At 66.8% G+C, this 17,888-nt stretch carries 7 protein-coding genes; all 7 read right to left on the reverse strand.

Annotation, left to right across the window (positions count from 1 at the left end; genetic code table 11):
- Positions 1-70 precede the first annotated feature (70 nt).
- Positions 71-2,800, reverse strand: a complete 2,730-nt coding sequence (locus H9658_RS18745; RefSeq protein ID WP_191826524.1) for a glycoside hydrolase family 3 C-terminal domain-containing protein — start codon at positions 2,798-2,800, stop codon at positions 71-73.
- Positions 2,800-5,499, reverse strand: coding sequence for a beta-mannosidase (locus tag H9658_RS18750; protein ID WP_191826525.1), 2,700 nt, complete (start codon positions 5,497-5,499; stop codon positions 2,800-2,802). Before H9658_RS18750 ends, H9658_RS18745 begins: the two co-directional genes overlap by 1 nt.
- Positions 5,500-5,515: 16 nt before the next feature.
- Positions 5,516-7,999: a family 20 glycosylhydrolase gene (locus H9658_RS18755; protein WP_191826526.1), complete on the reverse strand. Its 2,484-nt coding sequence runs from the start codon at positions 7,997-7,999 to the stop codon at positions 5,516-5,518.
- Positions 8,000-8,054: 55 nt separating this feature from the next.
- The gene (locus H9658_RS18760; RefSeq protein WP_191826527.1) at positions 8,055-9,110 is read right to left on the reverse strand and encodes a glycosyl hydrolase family 18 protein; all 1,056 of its coding nucleotides are present in this window, start codon (positions 9,108-9,110) and stop codon (positions 8,055-8,057) included.
- A 14-nt stretch (positions 9,111-9,124) separates the two neighbouring features.
- Positions 9,125-10,807: an alpha-L-fucosidase gene (locus tag H9658_RS18765; protein ID WP_191826528.1), complete on the reverse strand. Its 1,683-nt coding sequence runs from the start codon at positions 10,805-10,807 to the stop codon at positions 9,125-9,127.
- Positions 10,808-11,178: 371 nt separating this feature from the next.
- The gene (locus H9658_RS18770) at positions 11,179-13,842 is read right to left on the reverse strand and encodes a TonB-dependent receptor (RefSeq protein ID WP_191826529.1); all 2,664 of its coding nucleotides are present in this window, start codon (positions 13,840-13,842) and stop codon (positions 11,179-11,181) included.
- Positions 13,843-14,848: 1,006 nt separating this feature from the next.
- A complete protein-coding gene (locus tag H9658_RS18775) occupies positions 14,849-17,494 on the reverse strand; it encodes a TonB-dependent receptor (protein WP_191826530.1) in 2,646 nt (881 codons plus the stop codon).
- Between the last annotated feature and the right edge of the window lie 394 nt (positions 17,495-17,888).

Genomic DNA, 17,888 nt, shown 5'->3' on the forward strand with positions numbered 1-17,888 from the left:
GGTTACCGGTAAGGCCCGGTCGCGGCTGAAGCCGCTCCTACAGGAAGCAATGGTGTGGCGCATTCGCTGGTTACCGCGGGATGGGCGCGCTGCCCTGGATCGAAAACGCGGTCCCGTCGCCGGGCGCCCCAGTGCCGGGCTGGCCGCCGCCGACGAACACGCGGTAGTCGCCGGGCTGCACCGCGCGCTGGCCGGCGCGATCGACATCGCTCAGCTGGCGCGGCGTCAAGTCGAATTGCACCTCGCGCGACTCGCCCGGCTGCAGCGTCACCCGCTGGAAGCCGACCAGGGTGCGCAGCGGCGACTGCGCGCGTTGCGGGTATTCCAGGTACACCTGCACCACTTCGTCGCCGGCGCGCGTGCCGCTGTTGCGCACCTGCGTGCGCACCTGCAGGTGCGCGCCGGCCTGCAGCGTCGTCGCCGACAGCTGCGGCGCGGTGTAGGCGAAGCTGGTGTAGCTCAGCCCGCTGCCGAACGCGAACAGCGGCTCGCCCTTGAAGTAACGATAGGTGCGGCCCTTCATGTCGTAGCTGACGTAGGCCGGCAGGTCCTTGGTGGAGCGGTAGAAGGTCACCGGCAGGCGGCCGCCCGGGTTGACGTCGCCGGCCAGCATCTGCGCGATCGCGGTGCCGCCGGACTGCCCCGGATACCACGCCGCGACGATCGCATCGGCATGCTGCTTGGCCCAGTTCAGCGCCACCGCGCTGCCGCTCATCAGCACCACCACGAGCGGCTTGCCGCTGGCCTTGGCGCGCTCCAGCAGCGCCTGCTGCGCCGCGGGCAGGGCGAGGTCGTTGCGGTCGCCGCCGTCAAAGCCGGGCACGTCGATGCGCAGTTCTTCGCCTTCCACGTCCGGCGACAGGCCGACGAAGGCGACCACCGCATCGGCTTGCGCGACCGCGCGTTCGGCCTCGGCCAGTTGCGGCGCGGCCGGCGCCAGCCATTCCAGGCGCAGGCCCTGGTCCTGGCCGCGGTGCTCCAGTTCCAGGCGGATGCGGCGCGGGCGCGCGTCGTCGAAGTGCAGCACGGTCTCGACGTTGCGGCCGTCGGCGTTGTGCATGCCGGCCGGCAGGTGCTTGTCCTCGGCATTGCCGGCGACGACCAGCTTGTCGTCGATGTACAGCCGCACCGGATCGTGGCCGGCGCAATCGAAGCAGCGCGCCACGCGCACCGCCAGGGTGTAGTCGCCCGGCCCGGGCGGCAGCAGCTCGCCGCTCCAGCGCACCGAGTAGCGGTCCTTGTCCACGCCCTTGGCCGGCGCCACGTGGTCCCAGTTGAAGCTGACCACGCGGTCCTGGCGTTGCGTGCGCGGCGTGCCGGCCAGATCGACGTTGTCGAAATACTCGCCACGCAGGCCGGGCTTGCCGTCGCTGCGCAAGGCGGTCTCGGGGATCATGCCGGGCACGCCGGCGGCGAGCGGGGCGCCTTGCGCGTAACTGACGTTCGCGGCGCCGAAGCGCTCGCGCAGGCCCAGCAGCGGCGTCACCGGTGCGGCCGAGGTGCCCTGGTAGTTGGCTTCCAGCGCGGCCAGTGCGTCGGCGTTGGGGCCGATCACCGCCAGCCGCAGGCCTGGCTTCAGCGGCAGCGTGGCGTTGCGGTTCTGCAGCAGCACCAGCGATTGCTGCGCGGCCTGCAGCGCCAGTGCGCGGTGCGCGGCGCTGTCCACGTCCTTGGCGCCCAGCCGTGCGTACGGGTCCTTGCGCTGCGGCTGCAGTTCGCCGAGCCGGTAGCGCGCGGCGAACAGCCGCACCAGCGAGCGGTCGAGCAGGGCTTCGTCGGCCTCGCCGCGCTCGATCGCCTGGCCCAGTTCGGCATAGGCGTGGCCGCAGTTGAGGTCGTGGCCGGCCTTGAGCGCGGCGGCGGAGGAACCGGCGTTGTCGGCGCGGAAATAATGGAACTGGGTCATGTCGTCGACCGCGTCGCAGTCGGAGACGACGAAGCCCTTGAAGCCCCAGTCGCCGCGCAGGCGGCCGTTGAGCAGCCAGTCGGCGGCGCAGGCCGGGGTGCCGTGCAAGGAGTTGTAGGCGCACATCACCGAGCCGGCGCGGCCGTCGACGATGGCGGCGCGGAATGCCGGGGTATAGGTCGCTTCCAGGTCGCGCGGCGACACGTCCACGTCGAAGCCGTGGCGGCCGGGTTCCGGGCCGCTGTGCACGGCGATGTGCTTGGGCGTGGCGATGGTGCGCGGGTGGGTGAGGTCGTCGCCCTGCAGGCCGTGGATGAAGCCCACCGCCAGCTGCCCGGTGAGGTAGGGATCCTCGCCGTAGGTCTCCATGCCGCGGCCCCAGCGCGGGTCGCGGAAGATGTTGATGTTCGGCGACCAGATGGTCAGCCCGGCGTAGCGCGGGTGGTCCTTGCCGGGGCCGCCGGCGAGATTGAACTTGGCGCGCGCCTCGGTCGAGGTCACGGTGCCGACCTGCTCGAGCAGGGCGGTGTTCCAGGTCGCGGCCAGGCCGATCGCCTGCGGGAACACGGTGGCGTAGCCGTTGCGGGCGATGCCGTGCAGGCCCTCGCTCCACCACTCGTAGGCCGGCACGCCCAGGCGCGGGATCGCCGGCGCGTCGTTCATCGCCTGCGCGATCTTTTCCTCGCGGGTCATCTTCGCCACCAGCGCGGCGGCGCGGTCCTCGGCGTCGTCGGCATGGGCGAGCGGCGCAGCAGCCAACCCGAGCAGAGACAACCCCCGCAAAATCCCCTGTAGGAGCGGCTTCAGCCGCGACCGTGCGCTGTCCGCCTCGCGTCGCGCGCAACCGCTCGTGGTTCCCCGGATTTCCTGGTGCAGTGTCGTTGCCCTCCGCATCACTTCGCCTCCGCCGGCTCGGGCGGCGCACCGGCCAGCGTGGCGGCCAGGTCGCGCACCTGCAAGGCGCCGCGCAGCTGTTCCAGCGTGGCGCTGCTGCGCACGTGCACGGTCAGCGGCTCGCCCGGCAACAGGTCGAAGGCGTTGTCGGACAGCGTGGCGTCCAGATCGCCGAACGCCAGCCATACCTCGCGCGCCAGCGTGGCGCTGGTCAGGGTCAGCGTGTAGCCGTCGCCGTCGGCGCGCAGTTCGCTGCGGATATCAGGGCTGGGCAGATGCAGGTTCTTGGCTGCATCGAAGAACACCAGGTTGCGCGACAGCACGCGCGCGCCGTCGAGCAGTTCGAACACCGCGACGCTGCGCTTGGGATCGGCGCGGCGCAGCAGCTGCGCATCGCTGAAGCTGCCCACGCGCACGCTGGACAGCGGCGCCAGGGTCACCGGCTTCTCGCTCTTGCTCAGCACCTTGCCGGAGACGTCCATCACCCGCATGCGCCAGCGCGCGGCCAGCGGCGCGGTGCGGTCGGACACCAGCGTCACCTCGGTCTGGCCCTTGTCGTTGCGCAGCGCGGCGATCAGCTCCGGCGCGTAGAAGCGCTTGGCGTGGTAATGCAGCGCCTTCCAGCGACCGAAGTAGTCCAGGCTCGACCAGGACGCGCCCGGCCACACGTCGTTGAGCTGCCAGTACAGCGAGCCCATCGACTGCGGCCGCGACGCGCGCAGGTGCTCGGCGGCCAGGGCGATGCCCTCGGCCTGCATCAGCTGGCTCAGGTAGACGAAGCTCTCGAAGTCCTTGGGCTCGCCGAATTCGCGGCGGATGTAGAGCAGCAGGCGCTGGTTGCCGTTGCCCTTGTCGAACTTCTGGTGCGCGCGCATCACCGGCGATTCCGGCTGCAGGTCGCCGGGTTCGGCGAAGGCGCGGATGGTGCGCATCTCCGGGAACGACTGCAGTCCGTATTCGGACATGAAGCGCGGGGTCACGTTGAGGTATTCGGTGACCGGCAGCGCCGGGCCGCCCCAGACCTTCCAGTAGTGCATGTCGCCGTCGTCGGGCTGGTCGGCGGCGCCGTCGAAGTCGGTGCCGGGCGAAGTGGCCCAGTACGGGGTGTCGCTGTCGTACTTGCTCACCGCCTCGCGCAGCACGGTGCCGAACAGGGTGGTCATGCCGCGCTCGATGCGGCTGCGTTCTTCCGGATCGATCGACTGCTTGAACTTGACCCGGTCGCCCCAGTTCTCCCAGCCGGTCTGCACTTCGTTGTTGCCGCACCAGATCACGATGCTGGGGTGGTCGCCCAGGCGCTTGACCTGTGCCTCGGCCTCGGCGCGGGTGTTCTCGCGGAACGCCACGTCGTAGGGCGGGATCGCGCCGCCGAACATGAAGTCCTGCCAGATCATGATGCCGAGGCGGTCGGCATCCTCGTAGAAGCTGTCCGGCTGGTAGTGGCCGCCGCCCCACATGCGCAGCATGTTCATGTTGGCGTCGCGCGCCGATTGCAGGATGCCGCGCATGCGCGCGGCATCGACCCGGCTGGGGAAGCTGTCGAACGGGATCAGGTTGGCGCCCTTGGCGAATACCGGGATGCCGTTGACCACGATCGCGAAGCCCTTGCCCCACTTGTCTTTGTCGCGGCGCAGCTCGACGCTGCGCAGGCCGGTGACGCGCTGGGTGGCGTAGCTGTCGCCGGCGGCGTCGCGGATGCGCGCCTTGAACGTGTACAGGTCCTGCTTGCCGTAGCCGCTGGGGAACCAGCGCTGCGGCTTGGCGATGCGCACCGGCACGGTGAGCGTGTTGCTGCCCGGATCGAGCACCGCCTTCTGGCTCAGCTGCGCCACGCGCTGGCCGTCGGGGCCGAGCACGTCCAGCTCCAGCTGCACCTCGCCGCTGCGGCCGGCCTGCACCTCCAGCTGCGCGAGCAGTTGCGCGGCGTCGGCATCGACGCGTTGCTGGGCGATGTGCAGGCCTTCCACGCGCAGCGCGTCCCAGGCTTCCACGCGCACTTCCTGCCAGATGCCGGCGGTGACGATGCGCGGACCCCAGTCCCAGCCGAAGGTGTACGGCGCCTTGCGCACGTAGGTGGAGCTGTGCCGCGCGACGGGTTCGTCGCCGAAGGCCGAGTCGTAGGCGCCGGGCAGCGCGTACGGCTGCTTGGCCAGCCATGGCTGGATCTTCTTGATCGGCGAGAACAGCCGCACTTCCAGCACGTTGTCGCCGCGCTTGAGCAGCGGCTTGGCGTCGACCCGCCACTGCCGGAACATGTTGTCGGCGGCGAGCAGCTTCTTGCCGTTGAGGTACACCTCGGCGTAGGTGTCCAGGCCGTCGAACACCAGCTCCACGTGCTCGCGCGCCAGCAGCGCAGCGTCGGCCTTGAAGCGGGTCTGGTACTGCCAGTCGCTCAACCCGGCCCACTGGATCTTGGCTTCGTTGTCGCGATAGAACGGATCGGGCACCAGCCCGGCCGCGATCAGGTCGGTCTGCACCGTGCCCGGCACCTGCGCCGGCAGCCACTGCGCGGCCTTCGGGAATTCCTTGGCATGCGCCTCGCCCGGCGCCAGCCGCACCTGCCAGCCCTGTTGCAGCGACAGCGTCGCCGGCACCGCCGCCTGGGCCAACATCGGCAGGCCCATGGCCAGCAGCAGCCCGAGCCGGGCGGGGAAGCGCGCGCGCGGCGCGGAACGGGGACGGCGGTGCGGCTGGGTCATGCGTGGGTCTCCAGGGTCAACGCGCGGCGGCGGGGGGCGCCTGCGCGGTGGTTTCGATCAGGTGGACGGCGCCGATGGCGTAATACGGGCCGTTGATGCGGGCGGTCGAACGCAGGCACAGGTCGTGCGTTCCGGTTTGCTTGGGCAACGGCGCTTCGAGCGAGAACTGCTCGCCAAGGGCCTTGCCGCCCGGCAGCGGGATCCGCGCCAGCAGCTTGCCCTTGCAGTCGCCCAGGCGCACTTCCAGTTCGCCGTGCGCGGTCTTGGCCGGGTATTGCTTGACCTTGGCCTGCTCGTGCGCAAGTCCGTAATTGCGCGCCAGCCGCGCCGCATCGATGCGGATGCTGGCGATGCCGTCCAGGCGCGCGTCGGCGTAGCGCCAGCAGCTGCCGAACAGGTCGATGTTGAACACCGGCGTGTCCTTGCCCGGCATGTCCGGCAGCAGCGGCACGCGCAGGCCCAGGCTGCCGTCGGCGCAGGAACCCAGGCCCTGGGTGTCGCGGCTGAGCAGGCCGGGGCGGTCGAGGATGCGGGTGCGCGGTGCGGCCAGCACGCTGCCGTCGTCGGCGAAGGTGGCCGCGCGCACGGTGACCGGCAGGGTCACCTCGAACGGCTTGGCGTAGCGCGGCGAATCGGCCTTGGGCTCGCTGCCGTCGGTGGTGTAGCGGAAGCTGCCGAACTTGGCCTGGTTGCCGAGCACGATGCTGGCCTTGCCGCTGTCCAGCGCGGCGTTGTCGCCGCCCTGGATGGCGATGTCCGGCGCGAACGCGCCGTCGCCATAGTCGATGCCGAGCGCACGGTAGCGGTTGAGCTGCGCCGGCAGGCGCTGCAGGAAACCGTCCCAGCCGCGCACCGCCATCGGCGACCACGCCGCCTCGGCCAGCGCGTCCAGGCGTGGGAACAGCGCGTGGTCGATATGCCAGGCCGAGGGAATGTATTCGGCCCACAGCGCGGCCTGCGCGCCGAGCACGTGCTTGGCTTCCTCGGCGCTGAGCGCGGCCGGGACCGGATCGAACTCGTAGACCTTCTGCAGCGGCAGCACCGCCAGCCGGCCGTTGGGCTCTTCGCTGCGTGCGCTCTGCAGGTTGTCCAGGTACAGCCAGCCGGCCGGCACCAGCACCACGTCGTGGCCCTGCTTGGCCGCGGTCACCGCGCCGTCGACGCCGCGCCAGGACATCACCGACGCGCTGGCCGGCAGGCCGCCTTCCAGGATCTCGTCCCAGCCGATCAGGCGCCGGTCGTGCTTGGTCAGGTAGTCGGACAGCTGCTGGTTGAACCAGCCCTGCATCGCATGCGCGTCCTTGACCCCGAGCTTGCGCATCTGCGCGCGTACCGCCGGCGACCGCTCCCACTGGTCCTTGACCGCTTCGTCGCCGCCGATGTGGATGTACTGCGAGGGGAACAGCTGCAGCACTTCGTCGAGCACGCCCTGGATGAAGGTCATGCTCTTTTCGTCGGTGTCGAACAGGTAGGGATTGACGCCCCAGTCCACCGACACCTTCGGCCGCTGCTTGGTCACGCCGACCAGTTCCGGATATGCCGCCACCGCCGCCTGCGCATGCCCGGGCATGTCCAGTTCCGGCACGATGGTGATGTGCCGCGCGGCGGCGTAGGCGACCAGGTCGCGGATCTGGTCCTGGGTGTAGAAGCCGCCGTAGCGGTCGGGCACGCCCTGCGTGCCTGCGCCGGGCGGGGTACGCCAGGCGCCGATCTCGGTGAGCTTGGGATAGCGCTTGATCTCGATGCGCCAGCCCTGGTCGTCGGTCAGGTGCAGGTGCAGCACGTTGAGCTTGTGCTCGGCCATCGCATCGATGACGTGCTTGACCGTGTCCGGGCCGTGGAAGTGGCGGGCCACGTCGAGCAGCAGGCCGCGCCAGCCGAAGCGCGGCCAGTCGCGGATCTTGACCTCGGGCACGTCCACTTCGCCCTTGCCGGCATCGGGGGTGAGCAGCTGCCAGGCGCTCATCGCGCCGTAGAACAGGCCGCGCTCGTCGCGCGCCTGGATCAGCATGGTGCTGCCGTCCACGTCCAGCCCGTAGCCTTCCGGCGCTTCCACCGGGGCATTGGGGTTCATCTGCAGGCGGATGGCGCCGTTGGCCGGAATGGTCTCGGCGCGCACCTCCAGCGACAGGCCGCGGGTCTTTTCCAGCAGCGTGGCCAGTTGCTGGGCCACGCGCATGGCCGCCTCGTCGTCGGTCGGGACCGACAGCGTGCTGCCGGTGCCGATGGTCAGCGTGGCGCTGCCGCGCTTGACCTGCGCCGGCGCCGGAATCAGCGGCAACGGCGCGGTGCTGACCGGTTTCGGCGCAGCCGGTGCGGGCGCTGCGGCGGGCTTGGCCGTGTCCGCCGTGGCGGGGGCCTGGCGGTCGCAGCCGCTCAGCACGGCAGTGAGGGCGAACAGGGCAAGCCCCAGCCACGTGGTGCGGGACGTCGCCGCGACGCCCGCCGGGGCGGTCGTCGGGCGGTGTGGCGTGCGCTGGCGTGCACCTGCTGCAATCATTCGGTCTACCTCGTGCTGTGCGGACGCCTATCGTAGTGGATCGGCGCGTAACGGATCAGCGCGATGCGGTCGGCAGCTCGTCCCACACCTTCGGATCCTCGGCGCCCAGCACCCAGCAGCTGAAGCCTTCCAGGCCGTATTCCTTCACCAGGTCGTAGCGCGCGCGGAAGCTGCGCGCATCCGGGCGGAACACCCACTCGCGCATGTCGTCGCGGTAGAAATAGAACCACGACTCCTGCTCCTGCGCATCCCACTGCACGGTGGCGTTCTGCTCGATCGCCAGCGGGAAGGACTCGTCGGCGTCGATGTAGGTCGCCGAGATGTTCGATGCTTCGGTGCCGTCTTCCTTCACCGGGTTGCCGGTGTACCAGCGGTAGCCGTAGGTGGCGATGCCCAGCGACAGCTTCTCCTTCGGCACCTGGGTCAGCGCGTAGTCCAGGTGCTTCTTCATCCACACCATGCCGTCGACCGGGCCGGGCGTGGTCCAGCGGGTGTGCTGGTCGTAGGTCATCAGGCTGACCAGGTCCACCGCCTGGCCCAGCGCCTTCAGGTCGTAGGCGCCCCGCCAGTACTCCCACATCCACTTGGAGAACTGCCCGCCCTCGGCGTAGCCCGGCGCGTTCGGCACCACCGCCACCGACATCTTGAAGCCGGCCTTGTGCAGCGCGTCGGCGGTCTGCTTGACCATCAGCGTGTAGGCGTCGCGGTCGGTCCAGGCGATGTTCTCGAAATCGAACTGGAAGCCGTAGTAGCCGTTCTTTTTGCCGTGGATCAGCAGCGAAGCGATCATGCGCTTCTTCGCGTCCTCGTCGTGCATCAGCTTGTGGAAGCCGTCGCGGCCGGTGGTCATCGACAGGATCGGCATCACCCGCAGCTGCTTGCGCTTGGCGATGTCGTAGATGTACGCATTGGGGGTGCCGTTGACCAGGCCGTTCTGGTCCACGCCGTACCAGGTCGGCACCAGCACGTCGATCTTGTCGACGTTGGCCAGGAACGAATTGGTCGATTTCTGCGTGCTCATCAGATAGAACAGCGCGGTCGGGTTCTTGGCCATGGCCGGGGTGCAGACCATGGCCAGGGCAAGCAGCAGCCCTGCGAATCGCTTCATCATCGGGGGAATATCCGTCAGCGGGTGGAGGTGGGGGAGGGCAGGTCGATGCGGAACACGTAGGCGTGTTCGCCGGCGGGCTTGGCCGGCAGGGTCAGGTGCAGGCCGTCGGCGCGCTGTTCGAACGGCACCTTCTTGCCGGTGGCCAGCAGGGTCACGCCGCGCACGCCGTCGGCGGGCGTGAGCGAGCGGATCACCGCCTTGCCGCCGGCCGGCCAGCCCAGCTCGATCGCGTACAGCGCGCCGTGGCCGGTGGTGAAGCGGAAATCCTCGGCGGTGTAGGGCTTGGTCTTGGTGTCCTGGAAGGTGCCGCCGACCACTTCGGTCGGGCCCTCGCCGTAGGTGCGCCATGGCTGGCTGTCGTAGATCGCCTCGCCGTTGGTCTTCAGCCACTTGCCGATCGACAGCAGGATCTCGCGCTCGGTGTCCGGGATCGAGCCGTCGGCGCGCGGGCCGATGTTGAGCATCAGGTTGCCGTTCTTGCTGACCACGTCCACCAGCATGTGCACGATGAAGGTCGGGGTCTTGTAGGTGTCGTTCTCCACATAGCCCCACGAGGCGTTGCTGACCGAGGTGTCGGTCTGCCAGTGGGTCGGATGGATGCCGGTGAGCTGGCCGCGCTCGATGTCCAGCGTGCCGGCGCCTTCCGGGAACGCGCCGAGCTTGTAGTTCACCACCACCCCGTCGCCGCGCGCGGCGCCGTGGTTGTAGTAGTACGACAGCATGGTCGGCAGGGTGCTGCGGAAGGTGGGGTGCGCGATCCACCAGTCGAAGTAGATCAGCTCCGGGTCGTAGCGGTCGATCAGCTCGGTGGTGCGCGCCAGCCAGTCGTCCAGCCACGCCTGCGACACCGGCGTCCAGTCGTTGGCGACGTCGGCGTCGTCCTTGCCGCGCAGGCGGATCTGCGCCGGGCCGTACAGGCCGGCGTAGCGCGGGTCGTTGACGTCCGAGTCGAACGTGCGGCCGCCGTCGAAGAACCAGTTGTGCTCGGCGCGGTGCGAGGACAGGCCGAAGTGCATGCCCTGCGCGCGGATCGCCTTGGACAGCTCGCCGATCACGTCGCGCCTGGGGCCCATCTTGGTCGCGGTCCAGTCCGACAGCTGCGAGTCGTACATCGCGAAGCCGTCGTGGTGTTCGGCCACCGGCACCACGTAGCGCGCGCCGGCCTCGCGGAACAGCTTGGCCCAACCCTGCGGGTCGAACTTGGGCGCGGTGAACAGCGGGATCAGGTCCTTGTAGCCGAAGGTGGACTGCGGGCCGTACTTCTCGCGGTGGTGCGCGTAGTCCTGGCTGTCCTTGGCGTCGGGTTGGTACATGTTGCGCGAGTACCACTCGTTGCCGAAGGCCGGCACCGAGAACACGCCCCAGTGGATGAAGATGCCGAACTTGGCGTTGTCGTACCAGCCGGGCGAACGGTAGTGCTTCAGCGAGGTCCAGTCCGGGCGGAACGGCCCCTTGCGCGCGCCGGCATCGGCTTCGCGCACCAGCCGCGCGCGTTCGGGCGCGTACTTGGCGGTGGCCTGCAGCCACTGCTGGTCGATCTGTTCGGGACTGAGGGTGGTGGCGGTGGGCGCGGTCGGCGACGGGGCATCGCCCGCTGCGGCATGGAACGCGCTGGTGCACAGCACGGCGGACAGGGCGAGCGAAAAGGAGCGCAGGCGGCGGCTACGGCGCGGACGGAGGCGGCGGTCGAACGGCATGGGAACTACGCTCCTTTGGCAAAGACGGTCATCGGTTGCCCGGAGGCGACCGGCGATACATGCCGCAGCATCGAGCGCTGCTGGCAAGTACCGGAGACGTGATGGGGCGGTACGGACTTGTACGGATCGCGCTTCGATTATGCAACAGCTCGCAGTGCGATGCGTCGCTTTTAATGGCGTAAATCAAGTGGTTTTCATCAAAACGGCAAGCGTGTCGATCGATGTCGCGCAATGGCACGCGGGCGCGGCGGCTGCGCATGGCGCAGCGTGTCGATACCGCGACGCACAAACGAAAAAGGGCGGGCGATAAGCAACATCGCCCGCCCCCCGAAAAACACGTGCGACCAGACAGTGGTCGCACGCGCGGTGCATCAGAACTTGAAGTTCAGCTGCGCCTGGTAGCCGCGGCCGTTCTTGTACATGCCGATCGGCGCGTACTTGACCTCGTTGTACCAGTAGTACGTGGAGTCGAGCAGGTTGGTGGCGCTGACGCTGACGCTCATCCAGTCGTTGATTTCATACGAGGCGGTCAGGTCGAGCTGCTTGTACTCGTCGGTGAACACCTGCGAGTTCAGGCGGCCGACCTGGGTGAAGTACTTGGAACGGTAGCTGTAGTTCACGCGCACCATCCACGGACCGTTTTCCCAGTAGGGGATCACGTTGTAGGTGTTCTTCGACAGGTACGGCAGGTTCAGGCCGCTGCTGGCGTCGGCGGTGGCGTAGGTGTAGTTCGCCTGCAGGCCGAAGCCGTAGCCGAACGCCTGCTGATAGTTCAGCGATGCACCCTTGACCTTGGCGTCGGAGGCGTTGACCGGCGAGCTCACCGAGTACACGCCGCTCACGCCGGACACCGAGTCGGTCAACTGCTGTTCGGTGGTGGTGGTGACGATGTAGGAGCCGATGTCGCGGTAGAACACTTCCGCCGACAGCATGCTGGACGGGGCGAAGTACCATTCCGCGGCCAGGTCGTAGTTGGTCGATTCGTAGGGCTTCAGGTCCGGGTTGCCGCCGCTCGCGGTCAGGTTGCCGTTGCTGCTGTTGATGGTGAACGAACCGGCCAGGTCGCTGTAGCGCGGGCGTGCCATGACCTTGGCTGCGGAGAAGCGCAGCACCTTGGTGTCATCCAGGTCGTAGGCGATGTTGAAGCTCGGCAGCGGCTTGTAGTACTGCTTGGTCACCTGCGTCTGGTTGTAATTGGCGCCGCCATCGTTGCTCTGCCAGTACAGCGACTTGTCCTTGGTGTCCACATAGCGGACGCCCAGGTTGCCGCGCCACTTGCCGGACTCGAAGTTCAGCTGTGCGTACAGGTCGCTGGTGATCTCCTTGACGTCGAACGAGGAGCCGTAGTCGGTCTTGTAGGGACCCTGCGGCAGCGAGCGCAGGTACTTGATCACCGAGTTCAGATTGGCGGTGGACCAGTTGGTCAGGTCGCCACTGGCGCCCAGGCCGTCGTACAGGCCGCTCGGCGTGGTGCCCGGGCTGAAGTCGGTCAGGGACACGGCATCGGTGGTGTTGATGCGGTTGCCGCGTGCGTCCACGCCGTTGTCGTGGTTGATGTACTTGTAGCCGAGCTGCAGCTTGTTCAGCGGGCCCCAGTCGAGGTCGCGCGAGGCGTCGAACTGGAAGTACTTCTCCTTGTCCGTGCTCTTGGCGTAATAGATGCCGCCTGCCTGCGTGGCGGAAGAATCGGTGGATCCGGCCGGCAGGTTGGAAGGCGTCGCAGCCAGGCCCCAGTTCGAGGCGCTGCCATTGTCGTAATTGACGTCGGTGTGGCTGCCGTCGTATCCGAAGTTGTAGCCGCCGTTCTGCAGCAGGAACTTCATCAGGTACTCGGGGTTCTTGCCGCCGGTCGCTTCGGTGGTGCCGACCTGCGAGGTGAACACCCACTTGTCGCCATAGAAGTCGTGGCGCAGGTTCAGGCTCTTGGTGACGACGGTGCTCTCGCGATAGTTGGTGTCCAACTGCGCATACGGCTGGTTGCCGTTGCCGGCGCCGTCGGTGACCGTGGCCTGGGTGACGTAGCCATTGTTCACCGTCGCGCTGGTGATCTTGTCCTGATCGCCGCAGCCGGGACAGACGTAACGCGATTCGCTGAAGTTGTTGTACTTGCCCTTGATGTAGACGCCGGTCAAGTTGAACTCGTTCTGCTCGTTCGGCTTCCACTGCAGCGCCCCCTGCAGGCCGTTGCGCTCGCGGGTCTGCTGGAAGAAGGCGCTGTTGATGCCGACCGGGATCTTGGCGGTAGCAACGTTACCACCGTCGCCCGAAATGGCAGCCGTGGCGGGAATTCCGGAGCCGGTGTTGTAGCCGAAGAACTCGATACCGGCACGCGCCAGATCCTGCTTGTCGTGGGTGGCGGAGATCAACGCGCCGAAGGTCTCGTCGTCGTTCTTCCAGCTCCACAGCGCCGAGCCGCGCGGGTTGCCTTCTTCCGAGCGGTCGTTGTAGTTGTAGCCGACCGAGCCGCGGATGGTGTTCTTCGGCAGATCCAGCGGCTTGCGGGTGTGCACGATCACGGTGCCGCCGATCGAGCCTTCGTCGATGCGCGCTTCCGGGGTCTTGTAGACCTCCATCAGGCCGATGATTTCCGGCGACAGCAGGGTGTAGTTGAAGGTGCGGCCGCTGGTGTCGGTCGGGTTGCCGCCCCAGTCGCCCGAGGCGATGGTCTGCCCGTTAAGCAGCACGCGATTCAGCGCCGGATCGGTGCCGTTGATGCTGACCTTCTCGCCTTCGCCGAACTGGCGGTCGACGCTGATGCCGGGCAGATGCGCCAGCGACTCGGCGGCGTTGGTGTCCGGGAACTTGCCGATGTCTTCGGCGCTGATCGCGTCGACGATGGAGTTGGCCGAGCGCTTGACCGCCTGGCTCTTCTCCAGCGAGGCGCGGTAGCCGGTGACGGTGATGGTGTCGAGTTCTTGCACGTTCTTGGAGTCGCTGCCGGAAGCGGGCGCTTCCTGGGCGGCGGCGATGCCGGTACCGGACAGATACAACGCAGCCATGATGCTGACGGCTAAAGTGGTGGTGCGGCTATTCATGTTGGCTAAACCCCTGCTGTTTGATGAGTGCGTTGGGCAAGAAGCACCACCCGTCACGCGGTGTGCAGGCCGCTGCCGGCCGTGCTGACCAGTGAGGTCGGCTTGGTGTCCCTGGTGCTGCTTCGGTGCGTGTCGTCCGGCATCTCTAATGACGTGGCGCCTGGGACCGGCGGCACCGACGCGCCGGTCTGCATATTCCTGGTACTGCTGAAGAGCGATTGCGAAAGCGCGGCAGTCGGGAGGCGATGCATCCCGTTGCGTCTTACCTAATGCGAGGTGCAGGAGCAGGAGAAAACGCGGTGGGACGATTGCGAAGCGTGCATTGGCTGTATGGCGACATCGGTCCGCTCCCGTGGAATGCCTTCAATTCGTCGATGGAAGGTGTTGGCGCCATCCGGCCGTGCCGGACCGTGCGTGCGTGTGTCATTCCGGTCGTCGTCTGACGCAATCTCACGCGCGTCTGACCCAGACTGGCATTTCACATTCCATAACCTTCTGTGTCTCGAGTCTGTAACACCGCTGACAGCGTTGTCAATACTTCCTTCACATATTTTTGACTATCTGTGCCGATGCCGGCAAACGGCCTTGTGGCAAGGGTTCCCGCTGTCGCGGCGGGCCTGTGCGGGAGGTTGATATTGCTGCGTCGCAGCAGGCTTTGTGGTGCTCGTTGGAGGTCGCGTAATCGCTGTCGATGGGCCGGCAGGTAACGGTATACGTGCCGTACAGCGCTTCGGATGCAGCGGTTCTGGCCATTGCGAGCCGTAGTCGGAGGCGGCGGCCGCACATGCGCCGCGATGTACCTGACAACGTTATCAAGAGCCGTCCGCGAACGACTCGCCATACAGGCTGGGTGCGTTGCTTTGTACTTTGCGGCCGCATGTCCATGCGCAGGCGAAGCCGCCGCGCGCGGCGGATAGGCCGTGTTGCTAGTGCCGGTAGCGGTGCGCCCACAAAAAAGCCCCCGTCGGTGGACGGGGGCCTTTTTGCTGGGAACGTCGGCGAGGGCTTAGAACTTGAAGTTCAGTGTCGCCTGGTAGGAACGGCCGTTCTTGTACTCGCCGATCGGTGCGTACTTGACCTTGTTGTACCAGTAATAGGTCGAGTCCAGCAGATTGGTGGCGCTGAAGTTGATGCTCAGCCACTTGTTCACGTTGTACGACGCCGACAGGTCCAGTTCCTTGTAGGCGTCGGCGAAATAGGTGGAGTTCAGGCGGCCGATCTGGGTGAAGTACTCCGAGCGCCAGCTGTAGTTGACGCGCACCATCCACGGCCCGTGTTCCCAGTAGGGGATCACGTTGTAGGTGTTCTTCGACAGGTACGGCATGTTCAGGCCGTTGCTGGTGTTGGCGGTGGCGTAGGTGTAGTTCGCCTGCAGGCCGAAGCCCAGGCCGAAGCTCTGTTGGTACATCGCCGAGGCGCCGGTAACGGTGGCGTTGGATGCGTTGATTGGCGAGCTGACCGAGTAGGTATGGGTGACGCCCGAGGAATCCTGCAACTGCTGGTCGCTGGTGGTGGTGACGATGTAGGTGCCGATGTCGCGATAGAACAGTTCCATGCCGACCATGCTGCTCGGATTGAAGTACCACTCCGCAGCGAGGTCGTAGTTGGTCGATTCGTACGGCTTCAAATCCGGGTTGCCGCCGCTGGCGGTATAGACGCCGGTAGAGCTTTCGCTGAGCGCGATGGCGCCGGCGAGGTCGGAGTAGCGCGGGCGTGCGATGACCTTGGCCGCGGAGAAGCGCAGCACCGCATCGTCGGTCAGGTCGTAGGCGATGTTGAAGCTGGGCAGGGGCTTGAAATAATCCTTGCTGACCGACTGCAGGTAATAGGTGTTGCCGCTGTCTTCGGTGGCCCAGTAGTTGGACTTGTCGGTCGTGTCGACCAGGCGCACGCCGAAGTTGCCGCGGAACTTGCCCCATTCGTAGTTGGCCTGAGCGTAGGCGTCCTTGGTGATTTCCTTGACGTCGAACGAGGAGGAATAGTCGTAGTAGTTATGGCCCTGGTCGCCGAGCGACTTCAGGTAGGCGATGACCGAGCTCAGGTTGGCGCTGGACCAGTTGACCAGATCGCCGCTGGCGCCGAGTCCGTCGTACAGTCCGCTAGGGGTGCTGGTCAGGCCGAAGTCGCTGAGCGAGACGTCCGACGTGGCATACAGCGAGCTGCCCCATGCCGAGTTGCTGTTTTCGTGGTTGATGTACTTCACCCCGAGCAGCAGCTTGTTGATCGGCCCCCAGCTCACGTCGCGCGCGGCGTCGAACTGGAAGTACTTCTCGTCGTCGTGGCTGACCGAATAGTAGATGCCGCCGGCCTGCTGGCCGGTGGTCAGCCCCCAGTTGCTGGCGCTGGCGTCGTCGTAGTTGACCGAGGTGTTGCTGCCGTCGTAGGAGAAGTTGTAGCCGCCGTTCTGCAGCAGGAACTTCATCAGGTATTCCGGGTCCTTGCCGCCGCGCGCGCCGGTGGTGCCCACTTGCGAGGTCAGTACCCAGTTGTCGCCATAGAAATCGTGGCGCAGGTTCAGGCTCTTGGTGGTGACGGTGGTCTTGCGATAGTTGGTATCCAGTTGCGCATACGGTTGGCCGTTGCCGGTATCGCTGGAGACCGACGCGGAGGTGATGTAGCCGTTGTCCACAGTCGCCGAGGTGACCTTGGCCAGGTCGCTGTTGCAGCCCGGACAAATGTAGCGGGACTGGCTGTAGTTGTTATAGACGCCGCGGATGTAGATCCCGGTCAGGTTGAACTCGTTCTGCTCGTTCGGCTTCCACTGCAGTGCGGCCTGCACGCCGTCGCGTTGCCGGGTCTGCTCGAAATAGGAGCTGTTGATGCCGACCGGCACCTTGGCGGAGGCGGTGTCGCCGCTGCCGCTGATGCTGGCGGTGCTGGGAATGCTGGCGCCGGTGGTGTAGCCGAAAAATTCGATGCCGGCGCGATCGATCTCTTCCTTGTCGTGGGTTGCTGCAATCAGGAAGCCCACGGTTTCGTCGTCGTTCTTCCAGCTCCACAGGGCCGATCCGCGCGGGTTCGAATTGCCGGAGCGGTCATTGTAGGAGTAGCCCAGCGAGCCGCGGATGGTGTTCTTCGGCAGGTCCAGTGGCTTGCGCGTGCTGATCATCACCGTGCCGCCGATCGAGCCCTCGTCAATGCGCGCTTCGGGCGATTTGTACACCTGCATCAGGCCGATGATTTCCGGCGACAGCAGGGTGTAGTTGAAGGTGCGGCCGCTGGTGTCGGTCGGGTTGCCGCCCCAGTCGCCCGAGGCGATGGTCTGGCCATTGACCAGCACGCGGTTCAGCGCCGGATCGGTGCCGTTGATGCTGACCTTCTCGCCTTCGCCGAATTGGCGATCGACGCTGATGCCGGGCAGGTGCGACAGCGATTCGGCGGCATTGGTATCCGGGAACTTGCCGATGTCCTCGGCGCTGATCGCATCGACGATGGCGTTGGCCGAGCGCTTGACCGCCTGGCTCTTCTCCAGCGAGGCGCGATAGCCGGTGACATTGATGGTGTCCAGTTGCTGCACCGTTTTCTCGCCACTTTTCGAATCGCTGTCGGTGCTGGCCGTCGGGTCGGTAGGAACGGTCTGTGCGGCGGCGTTTGCGGACAGATGCAAGGCGGCCATGATGCTGAGGGCGAGTGTGGTGTTGCGGCTTTTCATTGGCGGGAAACCTTATAAGGTGGTAACGCGGGCACGCGGCGGCCACCGAAAGGCCGGTGCACAGGGCCGCCGCCCGGGCTGTGGAAGCGTAGGAGCAACAAAGCGGATGTCCGCTCAGCAAGTGGTTCGGTGCCTGTCGTCCGAAGGCTGACGTGGTGATCGCCGTCCGGCGGCACCGATGTCGCCGGACGTTCTGTATTTCCTGAGTCTTAAGCGGCCGCCGGACGGTGATGCATGGCCTGGCCCGAAAATGCGTCGGTGGGATGCGGGGTCGCCGCGTGCGTCTGCGGGACGGAGGGCGAACAACGGGGCGCGCGCACCGAAAGCGGCATGCGATCGACGCTGCTGCCGGTTCCCCTGGCGCAACGAATGCCGGCTGCGGCGATGGTCGTGT

The sequence above is a fragment of the Xanthomonas bonasiae genome (assembly GCF_014836395.1).
In the GTDB taxonomy this organism is placed as follows: domain Bacteria; phylum Pseudomonadota; class Gammaproteobacteria; order Xanthomonadales; family Xanthomonadaceae; genus Xanthomonas_A; species Xanthomonas_A bonasiae.